11 protein-coding genes are annotated in these 12,300 nt (G+C 70.4%); 7 read left to right on the top strand and 4 right to left on the bottom strand.

Annotated features, from left to right (window positions below):
* The first annotated feature begins 2 nt into the window (after window positions 1-2).
* Window positions 3-614: a sulfite oxidase-like oxidoreductase gene (locus B072_RS0105805; protein WP_018528995.1), complete on the top strand. Its 612-nt coding sequence runs from the start codon at window positions 3-5 to the stop codon at window positions 612-614.
* Window positions 607-1,350 carry a ferredoxin reductase gene (locus B072_RS0105800; protein WP_018528994.1) on the top strand — a complete coding sequence of 248 codons (744 nt, stop codon included), beginning with the start codon at window positions 607-609 and terminating at the stop codon, window positions 1,348-1,350. Before B072_RS0105805 ends, B072_RS0105800 begins: the two co-directional genes overlap by 8 nt.
* 3 nt (window positions 1,351-1,353) lie before the next feature.
* On the opposite strand, the gene B072_RS0105795 is transcribed toward B072_RS0105800, so the two are convergent.
* From B072_RS0105795 to B072_RS0105785, 3 genes are all read right to left on the bottom strand, one after another.
* Window positions 1,354-2,688 carry a S28 family serine protease gene (locus B072_RS0105795; RefSeq protein WP_018528993.1) on the bottom strand — a complete coding sequence of 445 codons (1,335 nt, stop codon included), beginning with the start codon at window positions 2,686-2,688 and terminating at the stop codon, window positions 1,354-1,356.
* A 180-nt stretch (window positions 2,689-2,868) separates the two neighbouring features.
* Entirely contained in the window at window positions 2,869-3,360 is a 492-nt protein-coding gene (locus tag B072_RS0105790; protein WP_018528992.1) for a peptidylprolyl isomerase, read from the bottom strand.
* Window positions 3,361-3,462: 102 nt separating this feature from the next.
* On the bottom strand, window positions 3,463-3,924 hold the full coding sequence (locus B072_RS0105785; RefSeq protein ID WP_018528991.1) for a DUF4188 domain-containing protein: 462 nt from the start codon (window positions 3,922-3,924) through the stop codon (window positions 3,463-3,465).
* 86 nt (window positions 3,925-4,010) lie between these two features.
* Here B072_RS0105785 and B072_RS0105780 point away from each other — a divergent pair, with 86 nt between their 5' ends.
* Window positions 4,011-4,652, top strand: a complete 642-nt coding sequence (locus tag B072_RS0105780) for a MerR family transcriptional regulator (protein ID WP_018528990.1) — start codon at window positions 4,011-4,013, stop codon at window positions 4,650-4,652.
* A 79-nt stretch (window positions 4,653-4,731) separates the two neighbouring features.
* Complete coding sequence (locus B072_RS0105775) at window positions 4,732-5,022, top strand: zinc-ribbon domain-containing protein (RefSeq protein ID WP_043243426.1); 291 nt, start codon at window positions 4,732-4,734, stop codon at window positions 5,020-5,022.
* A gap of 199 nt (window positions 5,023-5,221) precedes the next feature.
* Here B072_RS0105775 and B072_RS42505 read toward each other — a convergent pair whose 3' ends face one another.
* On the bottom strand, window positions 5,222-5,557 hold the full coding sequence (locus tag B072_RS42505; RefSeq protein ID WP_018528988.1) for a hypothetical protein: 336 nt from the start codon (window positions 5,555-5,557) through the stop codon (window positions 5,222-5,224).
* Window positions 5,558-5,772: 215 nt separating this feature from the next.
* Here B072_RS42505 and B072_RS0105765 point away from each other — a divergent pair, with 215 nt between their 5' ends.
* The 3 genes from B072_RS0105765 (at window position 5,773) to B072_RS0105755 (ending at window position 12,216) form a co-directional block, all read left to right on the top strand.
* Window positions 5,773-9,657, top strand: coding sequence for a hypothetical protein (locus B072_RS0105765; RefSeq protein ID WP_018528987.1), 3,885 nt, complete (start codon window positions 5,773-5,775; stop codon window positions 9,655-9,657).
* 285 nt (window positions 9,658-9,942) lie between these two features.
* A complete protein-coding gene (locus B072_RS0105760; RefSeq protein WP_018528986.1) occupies window positions 9,943-10,134 on the top strand; it encodes a hypothetical protein in 192 nt (63 codons plus the stop codon).
* A 348-nt stretch (window positions 10,135-10,482) separates the two neighbouring features.
* Window positions 10,483-12,216, top strand: a complete 1,734-nt coding sequence (locus B072_RS0105755; protein ID WP_078506302.1) for a sensor histidine kinase — start codon at window positions 10,483-10,485, stop codon at window positions 12,214-12,216.
* Window positions 12,217-12,300: the final 84 nt, after the last annotated feature.

The following is a 12,300-nucleotide window of genomic DNA, read 5'->3' as shown; positions in this document are numbered from 1 at the left end:
GCATGACCGGCCCTGCCACCCGCGGCTTCGTGGGGCGCCCCCGCGTGCACAATCCGGGGCTGCCGCCCGGCCAGTACGACGCGCGCGACGACTGGCCCGTGCTCTCGGCGGAGGTGACCCCGCGTGTCGACGAGCGCGACTGGACGTTCCGGATCGACGGTCTGGTCGCCGAGGAGCGCACCTGGACCTGGGACGAGGCGCGGGCGCTGCCCCCGTCCGCGTACGAGGGCGACATCCACTGTGTGACGGGCTGGTCGAAGTTCGGGGTGCGCTTCGGCGGTGTCAGCCTGGACACGTTCCTCGACGCCGTCCGCCCCGACGCCTCGGCCACGCACGTCGTGGCGTACTCGCACACCGGCTACACGGCGAACCTGCCGCTCGCCGACGTCACCGGCGGCCGGGCCTGGGTCGGCTTCACCCACGGGGACGAGCCGCTGCCCACCGAACACGGCGGCCCCGCCCGCCTGTTGGTGCCGCACCTCTACTTCTGGAAGAGCGTCAAGTGGCTCGCGGGACTGCGGCTGCTCGACCACGAAGAGCCCGGGTTCTGGGAGCAGAACGGGTACCACGCGCGGGGCAACCCTTGGGAAGAACAGCGATACGCCGGTGACTGAGACCGCCTTCACACCGCCCACCCGGTTCGCCGTCCCCAGCCGGATCGCGGTCGGGCAGCAGACCGCCGCCGCCTGGCAGCGCGCGGTCATCACCGAGATCCGCCGCGAGACCCCGCTCGTGTCGACGTTCCGTTTCGCGGTCCCCGGCCGGCAGGGGCATCTGCCCGGCCAGCATCTGATCCTGCGGCTCACGGCCGAGGACGGGTACACGGCGCAGCGCCACTACTCGCTCGCCTCTCCCCCGGACGACGAGGGGCACATCGAGCTCACTCTCGACCACGTCGAGGGCGGCGAGGTCTCCGGGCATCTGCACACGGTCGCCCGGGTCGGTGACGTGGTGGAGGTGCGCGGCCCGCTCAGCGGCTTCTTCGCGTGGCCGGGCGACCGGCCCGCGCTGCTGATCGGCGCGGGCTCGGGCGTGGTCCCGCTGATGTCGATGCTCCGCCACCACCGGCGGCGCGGGCTCGACCTCCCCCTGCGGCTGTTCGTGTCCGCGCGTACGGCCGAGGACCTGATCTACGCCGACGAGTACGGGGACGAGACGACGCCGGTGCTCACCCGTGAGGGCGAGCGCCGGCGCCTGGCCGCCGATCATCTGGCGCCGTGCTTCACGGACGGCGCGCCGGAGTGGGAGGCGTACGTGTGCGGCTCCAACTCCTTCGCGGAGCACGCCTCGCGGCTCCTGGTCGAGCTCGGTCAGCCGGTGGAGCGGATCCGCATCGAACGCTTCGGGTGACGTCTACCCGATTCCGGCCCAGCGCTTGATCGTGGCGGTCGCCGCGTCCTGTTCGTCCGTCGGCAGCGCCGAGATCCGGGCGCCATGGTTCGACTTCGGCACGATGTACTTGTACGAGTCGCGCCGGCTCGGGGTGAACTGCTCGGCGCTCCACGGGTCGTTCTGCCCGTACACGAACAGCATCCGCTGCGACTCGGTGCGCACCCACTTGTCGACGCCCTTGATCACGGTGCCGTCGTAGGTGGTGCGCATGTCGGCGGGGAGCACGGAGTTCGGCTGGTAGATGTCCGGATAGTGGCGCACTCCCTTGAGGTTCTTGAACTTCAGGTCGGCCCAGCCGAGTTGGGCCGCGGCCTGCCGGTAGTAGGGGCCCGAGCTGTTGGCGCCGAGGGTGGAGTCCTCGTAGATCGACAGGCCGTGGTCGAGGGACCACTGGTACAGCGCGTCGTCGGAGACGGTCTTCGCGTCGGGGACGGTCGGGCAGTCGTCGACCGAGCCGGACTGCCAGAAGTTCCACACCTGGTCGAGGACGGCGAACTCGTAGGCACGGTCCGTGGTGCCGAGGGTGTTCGTGAACGTGTAGCCGTTGTCCTTCGCGGTCTGCTCGAACTTGGGCAGCAGCGTGTCGCGCCGGGCCAGCATCTCGCGCTGCACGGCGGCGAGCGCGTCGCGGCACTCGGCCGTGCCGACCGAGGTGAAGAAGCGCTCGTAGGTGCTGTCGTCCTTGTTGTTCGCGTCGTTGGGGGCGACGTAGGCGACGACGCCGTCGTAGTCGCGCGGGTAGAAGCGGTAGTGGTACGTGGCGGTCATGCCGCCCTTGCTGCCGCCGGTCGCCAGCCACTTCGAGGACTTCGTGTACAGGGGTCTGACGGCGCGGACGATCGCGTGTTCGTCGGCCGCCTCCTGCTGGACGGTCATCTTCGCCCAGGGGGTGCCCCCGGCCGGGACGGACGGGCCGAAGAAGCGGTGCTCGACGCTGAGCTGGTTGGCGTCGAGGATCGTGGTGGGTTCGCGGGTGGCGGAGGACAGGCCGTAGCCGCCGGTGTAGACGACGACGGGCTTCGCGGTGGACTTCTGCCAGATCGTGAACCGCTGCTGGAACGTGCCGAGGCGGGGGTTCGTGTGGTCGACCGGCTGCGTGATCGACAGCGAGTAGAGCGGGAAGCCCTCCTTGTCGGCGACGCCGGTCACGGTGACTCCGGGGAGGGCACGCAGCTGGTCCTCGAAGGACGCCCGGGCTGCGGTGGTCGCGGCGGCGGCCGGTGCCGCGGTGGCGGCGAGGGCGCCCGCGGTGAGGGCTGCGGACAGCAGAAGCGTGGGTATGGTACGCAGGCGCACGAGGCCTCCCGGGTCGAGGAACGGTGAAGTCGATCACTGGCTCGGTGACCGAGACCCTAACCCGGGGCGCGTGCGGGCGAGTTGAAGTCGGCGTATTGCCGCACTGTCATGGTCCGGAACGGCGGGAGCCGGGGACCCGCCGTGCGGCGGGTCCCCGGCTCCCGGGGGTTACTGCGTGGATCAGAGCTGGCCGGACTCGGCGATCGTGATCTTCGCGGCGGTGGAACCGCTGCGCGAACCGAGCGACTCGATCTTCTTCACGAGCTCCATGCCGTCCTCGACCTCGCCGAAGACGACGTGCTTGCCGTCCAGCCAGTCGGTGACGATGGTGGTGATGAAGAACTGCGAGCCGTTGGTGTTCGGGCCCGCGTTGGCCATGGAGAGCTGGCCCGGCTTGGTGTGCTTGAGCTGGAAGTTCTCGTCGGCGAACTTCTCGCCGTAGATGCTCTTGCCGCCCGTGCCGTTGCCGGCGGTGAAGTCGCCGCCCTGCAGCATGAACTGCGGGATGACGCGGTGGAACGACGAACCGGCGTAGCCGAAGCCCTTCTCACCGGTGCACAGCGCACGGAAGTTCTCCGCGGTCTTCGGGACGACGTCCTCGAAGAGGTTGAACGTGATCCGCCCGGCGGGCTCGTCGTTGATCGTGATGTCGAAGTAGGTCTTGATTGCCATGGGCGTAATCCTTTCATCACGACCCACGAAATGCCGACTCGGGCGACCGGTGTGGCCACTTCCGTACGGTGTGCGCCCGGACCGCCACGGATTGTGGTCGACTCAGACCGCCAGTCGGTCCCGTGCCTGCACCCCGTCACCCAGCGCTCGCACCCCGTAGGCCTTGGCCAGGCCCTGCGCGGGCATGTCGGCGTAAATCGTCTCGTACGACCCGGCGGGCACCACGTACGTCTCGTGCCAGAGGCCGACGTGACCGCGGCTCCTGCGCGCGTAGCGGTTGATCCTGGCCCACCACGGCTGGTGGCGTCGGCTCGGGGCGGCCGCGTACGCGAGCAGCTTCTCCTTCGACTCCCAGTACTGGACGACGAAGTACGTGCGCGGGTCCGCGGTGCCCAGGATGTGGTGGAGCAGTCCGAGGGTGCGGTCCTTGCCGAGCTCCCTGAGCATCATGGGCATCGCGCAGAACACCGGGAGCCAGCGATGCACGGCCCAGAAGTGATTGATCCGCATACCGATCAGGAAGACGACGACGTCGCCCTCGGCATCGGCCGTGGTCCGTCCCATCCGTGGCTTGTCGGGCACAACTCCCCCTCGGGCTCCCGGTGTCGGCGTGGTTGGATAGTGACACTTCCCAAGGAGGGGCACAAGAGATGCGACTGGCGGAGCTGAGTGAGCGCAGTGGGGTACCGGTCGGCACGATCAAGTACTACCTGCGGGAGCGACTGCTGCCGCCGGGGCGCCGGGTCAGCGCGACGCAGGCGGAGTACGAGGACTCCCATCTGCGGCGCCTGAACCTCGTACGGGCCCTGATCCAGATCGGCCGGGTGCCGGTGGCCAACGCACGTGAGGTGCTCGCGCACATCGACGACGACTCGCTCGGTACGACGATGCGCCTCGGCGCCGCGATGTGGGCGATGCCGCAGCCCCCGGAGGCGCCGGCCGAGGACCCGGCGACGGTCGAGGCCGCCGCGGGGATCGAGCGATTCCTGGCGGACGTGGGCTGGGATCACGCGCGCGAGATCGGCACCCTGTCCCCCAGCTACCGCCGCCTCGTCACCACGGTCGCCGTGCTCACCCGGCTCGGTTACGCGTGCGGTCCCGAGATCCTCGCGGCGTACGCGCGGCAGATGGACGAGGTGGCGCGGCTGGACCTGGAGCGTCTGGAGGACCTGGAGGGGGACGTCGAGAAGGCCGAGTTGGTCGTCGCGGCGTCCGTGCTCTTCGAGCCGGTGCTGCTGGCCCTGCACCGCCTCGCGCAGGAGGAGCATTCCACCCGCAGATACGGCTTGTGAGGAGGGCCTGACCGCTGCTTACGATGACGGCCACGGCCCCGGACTCTCGGCGGTGGCCGTCGACCGGGAGGGACCCCAGATGATCATCTTCGGTACGCGCGGCTACGTGTATCAGCTCGCCATGCTCACACTCGTCTGCGGTGGTTGCGGCAATCCGTCGGCCCACGCGCTGCGCAAGTACGTCACGAAGTTCACGCTCTTCTTCGTACCGCTGTTCCCGATCTCGACGAAGTACCGCACGCAGTGCACGTTCTGCGGGATACAGCACCAGCTCCCCAAGGAACAGGCCGAGGGCATGCTCGCCACGGCCTCCGCACCCCAGGGCCACCCGGCCCAGCAGCCGCACGACCATCAGGGGCACCAGGGCTAGACGGTTCGCGTTTGGATCAGCCGGGCACCTGTAGAGGGCTGTGAACCCGGCTGCGGACGTGGCCGTCGACGGCATCGGCGAGCGGGTTCTCACCGCGCTGATGACCTCTGCCGATGCGGACAGGTGTATTGCAGTGCCTCGCGTCAACGGCCTGAACGAGTCGCGGGGCACTGCAACCCGCTACGCCTCGGCGTCTCGCTCAGCACGCGGTCGGCAGTACCGCGATCAAGGTCAGGACGGTCAGCAGCGGGCCCGCCACCGCAAGCCCGGTGACCATGCCGTGGCGGGCTGACTCCCAGGCGTTGTCGCCGGCGCGGCGGCTCAACCAACTGACCAGCAGCCCGATGAGCAGTCCGATCACCACGATGAACCACAGGTAGGGAAACAGCGCGAGCAGTCGCCCGGCCGGGGAGAGCGGTAGGCAGGCCGCAGCGGACCGGCCGGCGGCCGCGACGGCCGGTGCCGGGGCCTGGAGCACCAGGACGCCCACGTAGGTCATCCCCAACGTGATGCGGTGAAGCAGCGAACGCGACATGACGGAACCCCTCGGCAATTCGGCGACGGGCTGCTGGCCGCGCCCGGATGCCCATTGCGCTCATCTCCGGCTGTATCCGGTGCCGTTCGCCCCCCTCGGCCGCCCAAGAGCCCATGTCAGAAGCCTCGGAGGGGATTTCCGGCCGGATCCGGCGCGGCCACGGAGCGACTGCTGTACAAGGGATCCCGGAGCAACACGACGAAGTGGAGCGATGGATGGCCGACGAGTTCGCCTCGGCGCTGACCAAATTGTGGGAACTCGCGGGCAGCCCGACCCTGGACGCGATCAAGGGAACCAGCAAGAGCTCCTTCAGCGACTGGAAGAACGGCCACGTCGTCCCCGACAAGCCCGAGAGACTCGAGGCCGTCGTGGTGAACCTGCGCCTCAAAGCCGGAGAACGCGAGAAGACAGGCTCACTCACCGCACTGGACTCGGCCCTGCTCAAGACGTTGGGCGTCGACCGCATGGAGTCCCTGCGGAAGCAGGCCCGGGAAAAGCTCACGACCGCGCCCGGAATCGAGGAACTGGCCAAGGTCCGTGGGCTGAGTCGGCAGGCCGTCAAGGACGCCGGCCTCCTGATGGCGCCCAACTCCCGCTTCCCGCACGGGATCTCGCTCGACGACCTGCACGTTCCGCGGGGACTGGAGAGCGCCGTCCTCGGCCGCGTGCCCGACGGTTGCGCCCAACTCATCGTCGGCGAACCCGGATACGGCAAGACCACCGTGCTGTGGAGTCTGTTTCACCGGCTCACGGAACAGCCGGGAACGGAACCCTTGTTCGTGAAGGCCTCGTTCCTGCTCGACGCGCTGCGTCCCGACCCCGAGCTGCCGCCCACTGCGCTGACCGTCGCGGAGATCGACGAGGCCCTCACCCGCTGTCGCGCGGACGCCGCTCCCGTACTGCTGGTCGACACTCTTGACCTTCTCATGCACAGCCCCGAAGGCGCCGCGCTGGTCGCCCAGCTCATCGACGCCGCCCGCCTCCACGGGGTGTCGGTGGTGATGTCCTGCCGCCCGGGGGAAGCCAAGCTCCTGCCGTTCGAGGACGGCGACGAGGCCGAGGCGGACGCCCGCGACGCGTTCCTGCGAGCGCCCCTGCGCCTCGGCGCCTACAGCTCCGACGAACGAGCCATGGCAGTGCACAGGCACAGCCGGATCTACTGCCCTCAAGCCGTACACGGCCCACTCGCAGCGCAGCAGCTGGAACAGCGCATCATGGGAGCCGTCTATCAGGACCTCCCCCTGCGCGAGGTGTGTGACAACCCGCTGACCCTGCGCATGCTGTTCGACGTCTACGCGCCGGATCCGCCGGTCCAGGACATCGACGTCGCCTCGCTCTACGACCAGGTTCGCCGGCAGCGCGTCGAGCAGGACAGCAGAGCCGGGTACGGCGACTCGTCGCGATCGGAACGAGCCACGCGCAACCTGCGGAGCACTGCCCAGGCGCTGGCCCGCTTCATGCTCGCCGCCAACGAGTTGGAGGTCGACCTGCCCATGGCGGGACACCATCTGGAGGAACTGCTCCCCGGCAAGCCGTGGGACACCATCGCGGACGAACTCGATGAGCTGGAACGCCGTGGAGTCATCTCGACCATCGCCGGCACCACCCGCGTCCGGTTCTTCCACCAGACCTTCTTCGAGTACATGGCCGCCGACTGGCTGCGCACGGCCGGACGGGCGCAGGAACTCGTCGACCGCCTGCTGGACAATCCCACGGACCTGGTTCTGGCCGCCGTCGCCGGTCAGCTCGTACCCCGGGAGGCACCGGGCCGGGCGGACCGCCTGCTGCTCCCGTTGCTGAACGACGACCGGACCGCCCCGTTGGGGCTGGAGCTGTACGCCCGGCTCCGCACCCTCGGAATCGCGGCGGTCACCGCCCAGGAACGGCTGCGCAGCATGCCTGCCGACCCGGTGAAGAGGTTCCTCACCGTTCTCCCCGGTATCCGTCACCCACGCCCCGACCGCTGGATGGCCGACCTCACCGCGGTGTGGGAGCGCGGTGAGCAGGCGGCCTCCGACGGCCGTGCCGTCCGGATCCAGCTGCTGGAGTCTCTGTGCCGTCTGCTGCGGCAGCATCCAGTCACCGCGCTGGAACTGCTGGACGACCTGGAGTGTGTCGCGTGGCTGCTGACATGGAGCTCACCCGCTCTGCGCTCGCACGACCACCTGTACCTGAGGCTTCTCCGCGCGGCCTTCCGGTACGACCTCGACTGGACACTCGGCCAGATGACCAGCTTCTGGCTGCACTTCAGCGACGACAGAGCCACCGCAGGCCTCGCTGACCTCATGCGGGCCGCGGCGGAGGAAGGGGAACTCATCGAGGAACCCGCCTCGGCCGCGCGGGCCCGACGCCGGTCGGCCGCGCATTTCGAGGGCCTCCTCGATGGCAGTGCTCCGGCCTTGCTCGGTATGGAACTCGACGCGGTCGTCTCGGCGTTGGGCACCCTGTGGGCCGCCTCGAATGCCACCGCGCAGGCGGCGGAGCAGCTGAAGCTGGCGCTGGACGCGGTGGCCGGCAGACTCAGCGAGCCCACGCACCGCGCGAAACTGTTCGGAGCGGGCCTTCTGGCCACGAACCTCGACGAGCACGGAGCCGCCAAGATCGTGCAGGCACTGTTCGACCTGGACGACCCCGGTGCGCAGTCGGCGGTCCTGGACATGGTGGTGGTCCCCACGCTGTCCGACGGCGGCGTCGGGCGGCCGGACGGTGACCGCCACCGGGATTCCGCGTTTGTTCGGCTCATCGAGACCAGGTGCCGTGAGGCCCTGCGGCAGCTGCCGGCTCCGCCCTACCAGGACCGCCGGAGAACCCTCCCCCGGCTGTTCCTGGAAGGGGTGTGGCGTGCGCGCCCAGCCCCCGACACCCTGCTGCGGATCTTGCCCGTGGCGCCGCGGGACGTGTGGCTGAACGCCGACGGACTCGCAAAACTGGCGGTAGCCGCCGCGGCGGCCGGGGAAACACAGGCTGACAGCGCACTGCACGCGTGGGCCACCGATCCCGTGGTCCACGCCACCAGCGTCAGCGATCGACAGGCCCCGGCAGCCTTCGCCACCGACTTCGTCGAATACGTCGACACGAATCCCCGGCTGCTGAACCACCCGGTGGAGGAGGCGCTCCTCACCGAGAACACCGGCTTGCTCGTCACCGTGCTGGACGCCGTCCGCACGCAACAAGCCGCTGATGTGCTGTCGCGCCACGCGGAGCGGCTGCGCACGCTGGCCCACACGTTGACCACGAGCCACGCCAACCGCCGTCGGCAGGGATACCGGCTCCTCAGGGTTCTGCTGGAGAGCGCAGGCTGGAGCCCGCCGCTCAGCAAGGACCTGGCCGAAGAACTGCGCTCCGGAGCCGCTCCCCTACGCATCACGGTCCTGGAGCTCATCCGCGCGGCCGTGCTTTCCGGCGGCTGGGGTCACGCGGATCTGCGGTCACTGCTGCCCGTGCTGAACGACCTGGCGGCCCCGCCGGCCGACGGCCGCGCCGCATCCGGCACAGCGGAGAAGAATGTCACCGCGATGGCGCGCCACGTTCTGACCACCGCCGTGTGCCGCCTCACCCCGGTCGAGGACAGCGACGCTGCCGAGGCGGCGTACGCCGCGCTGCTGCCCTCGATCCTTCCGACGACTCCGGCTCACGGGCCCCTGGTGACCGAGGACATCCGCGAACTGGGACGGCTGATCGAGCGCATGGCTCCCCACGACCCCGGCGCGGCCGCCCGACTGCTGCTGACGGTCTCCAGGGCTCTGCACGCCTATGACCCACGCGTCCTCAAACCCAAGCGCGAGATCGCCAATCGCTGGAGCGTGCCGCTGCGCGTCCTGCTGGCGCATCTGGGCAGCACGGGCCGCAAGAACCTCATCCTGGACCTGGTCACCGAGGACGTGGCCCTCGCCCGCCGAACGGTCGAGGTGTTCGCCCAGCTTCAGGAATCCTCCGTCGCGGATCCGCCCGCCTGGTTCCGTGAACTGGCCCATCGGCCCGGACTTTCCCCGACGTTGCAACAGTCGGTGGGCAACAGGCTGCGCATGCATGCGCGGACCCGCTGCGGAGGTCCCTGGCCCGAACTGCTGGAACAGCAGCCGACGACGTCGGTGTCGTAGGTCTTCGGTGTCGCTGCTGGTCCAGAGAAGACTGCCCGGGCGGCCCGAGGCGAGCGCGTGGGCAGACGAAGGCCCCGCCACCTCACAGGGGGGGGGAGAGGAGGTGGCGGGGCCACAGCTCGAGCGCCCGGGGGGGGTGGGCTGCCAGAGCCTGTCTATATCGCTGGTGCCCGCGATCGGCCGGAGCATGCACGCCTTTTTTGCGGGCTCCTGCGGGCGCGCGCTCCTGCCTGGCCGAGGCGGCGCAAAAGTCTCAATGGGCAGTTCAATGACACCGTAGAAGCCATGAAGTTTCTTCTTGAGGTCGACATGGGTGACACGGCGTTCGACGGCGACGCGGCGCGCGAGTTGGGGCGCGTGCTGCGCTACTGGGGCGGCAATCTCCATCACTTCGCCCTGACGCCGGGCGACGAAGCGGCGATCCACGACTCCCAGTACAGGGAAGTGGGGTGCTGGCAGGTCGTGGAAGACGAGTGATGTTGGCTGAAACCATCCCTTCGACCGGAAGGTGAGACCGGAAGGGACGGGACATGTCGGCGGTCGGCGAAGGGGCGTCCTGCCTGCCCGACCTCCGTCTCCCGTGGTGTCGTACGCCCCGTCCGGCCGCTAGCACGGCCGGACGGGATGGGGGCGAGTTCACGACGAAGTTACCGGTAGGGAAAACTGCCCGGCTTGTCCGGTCTGCTCGTCGCACGGCGTGACTAGCATGAGCGTCCGTACGGTCCGGAAGATCGGCGTCCCCTTGGGCGCCCGCCAACCGGATCCGCCGCCGACGCGACCGGTCGGGCGGCCGCTTCCCGCACGCAACGACCGAGGGACCGCGGAATGCCAGTGCCTGCCCCACCCGCCTCTGCCCGCCCGCAGCCGAACCCGAGAGCACGCCGCGCCAAGCCGATCGCGGCGCTCGCCGTGCTGGTGGTGGCGGCCGCCGCGGCCGGTGGCGCGGCGGCGCTCGCTCCGGCCTCGGCGCGCACCTGGGCGGTGTGGACGTCCCTGGCCGCCTGGGGGTGTCTGGCGCTGGCCGTGACGGCTTACACCGTGGCGCTCGGCCGCGCCCGGCGGGACACACAGAGCGCCCGCGCGGAACTGGCGCTGGCCGCGGGCCGATCCACGCAACTGGCGGCCGAGTCGGCGCAGTTGGTGAACGTGACCCTGCCCAGCGTGGTGCGGCGGCTGCGGGACGGCGCGACGCCCGTGGCGAACGCGCCCTCCGACCCTCAACTGGCCCGGATCCTCCAGGACTTCACGACCGCCGTCGACGAGTCCGTGCGCCAGGCATCGCTGACCGCGGCCGAGCGTGACGCGGCCCGGGCCGAACTGGAGCGCGCGGCAGCCCAGTTGGAGCGGCTGACCTCCGAGACGTTCCCGGCGGCCGTGGCCCGGCTGCGCGAGGGCGCCTCGGCCGACGCGGTGCTCGCCGAACCGGTGTGGCCCGAGAACCCCCTGTTGAGGGTTCCGGCCGAGACCTTCCTTCGGGAACTGGCCCTGAGCGAGCGACGGGGAGCCGCCGCGCAGGCCGCTTCGGCGAAGGCGCTCAGCCGGGTCCAGGCGAAGGCCGTGAGCATGCTCGCCGACCTTCGCGGCATGCAGGAGCGGCACGGCGAGGAGGTCTTCGGCGACCTGCTGCGCCTGGACCACTCGACGTCCCAGCTCGGGCTGATGACGGACCGTCTCGCCCTGCTGATGGGCGGCCGCTCCAGCCGCGCCTGGAACCGCCCCATCGTGATGGAGAGCGTGCTGCGCGGCGCCGTCGGCCGGATCGCCGCCTACCAGCGGGTGCGGCTGCACTGCGCCACGGACGCGGCGATCGCCGGATTCGCGGCGGAGGGTGTGATGCACCTGCTCGCCGAGCTGATGGACAACGCGGCGAACTTCTCCCCGCCGATAGACGAGGTGCACGTCTACGTGGAGGAGCGCTCCGCGGGTCTCGTCGTGACCATCGAGGACAGCGGCCTGAAGATGGCCGACGCGGCGATGCGGCGGGCCGAGGCCGCGGTCTCCGGTCAGGTCACGGACCTCGCCTCGCTGCAGGGCACCCGACTGGGGCTCGCCGTGGTGGGCCGGCTCGCCGACAAGTACCGCATCACGGTGAACTTCCGGCCGTCCTCGCGCGGCGGCACCGGGGTGGTCGTCCTGTTGCCGCCCCAACTGCTCGCCCAGGAACGGGACGTCGCGCAGCCCGTGCACGTGCCGCACCCCGCGGTGCCCGCCGAGAGCCATGAGCGTGCGGACGCCGCTCCCGCCCCGCTGACGGCGGCCCCTTTGCCGCCCGCGCGCTCGGTCCCCGACACCGCTACCGGCACGGACACCGACGACGACGCCGTGCCGAGCCCGGTGCGGCCCGCCGCCGCCACGCCCAACGGCCTGCCGGTGCGTCCGCCGGGCCGCACCATGGCCGCCGCCGAGCAGCAGCGCTCGCGCCCCGCGCCGGCCGCCGACCGCACACCGTCCCGGGACGCGGGCGCCCGTTTCGGAGCCTTCCACCGCGCACGCAGGGCGCAGAACGCCGAAGACGCCAAGGACACCGCGCGACCCGACCAGTCCGCCCCCACGGACTGACCCGCGACGCCCGACCAGTCCCTCCCCCCTCTCAACCCCCGCTCGACACCGTGAGATTGGAGGCACGGGCGGTGCTCCGTACCG

The organism is Streptomyces sp. HmicA12 (assembly GCF_000373565.1).
Taxonomy (GTDB): Bacteria; Actinomycetota; Actinomycetes; order Streptomycetales; family Streptomycetaceae; genus Streptomyces.
Note: the sequence above shows the minus strand (reverse complement) of the source record. Positions and strands in the feature narration are given on the sequence as shown.

Coding starts and splice junctions, on each gene's coding strand:
- B072_RS0105805 (WP_018528995.1), top strand. CDS start 3: ATGACCGGCCCTGCCACCCGCGGCTTCGTGGGGCGCCCCCGCGTGCAC.
- B072_RS0105790 (WP_018528992.1), bottom strand. CDS start 3,360: ATGGCAATCAAGACCTACTTCGACATCACGATCAACGACGAGCCCGCC.
- B072_RS0105785 (WP_018528991.1), bottom strand. CDS start 3,924: ATGGGACGGACCACGGCCGATGCCGAGGGCGACGTCGTCGTCTTCCTG.
- B072_RS0105780 (WP_018528990.1), top strand. CDS start 4,011: ATGCGACTGGCGGAGCTGAGTGAGCGCAGTGGGGTACCGGTCGGCACG.
- B072_RS0105775 (WP_043243426.1), top strand. CDS start 4,732: ATGATCATCTTCGGTACGCGCGGCTACGTGTATCAGCTCGCCATGCTC.
- B072_RS42505 (WP_018528988.1), bottom strand. CDS start 5,557: ATGTCGCGTTCGCTGCTTCACCGCATCACGTTGGGGATGACCTACGTG.
- B072_RS0105765 (WP_018528987.1), top strand. CDS start 5,773: ATGGCCGACGAGTTCGCCTCGGCGCTGACCAAATTGTGGGAACTCGCG.
- B072_RS0105760 (WP_018528986.1), top strand. CDS start 9,943: ATGAAGTTTCTTCTTGAGGTCGACATGGGTGACACGGCGTTCGACGGC.
- B072_RS0105755 (WP_078506302.1), top strand. CDS start 10,483: ATGCCAGTGCCTGCCCCACCCGCCTCTGCCCGCCCGCAGCCGAACCCG.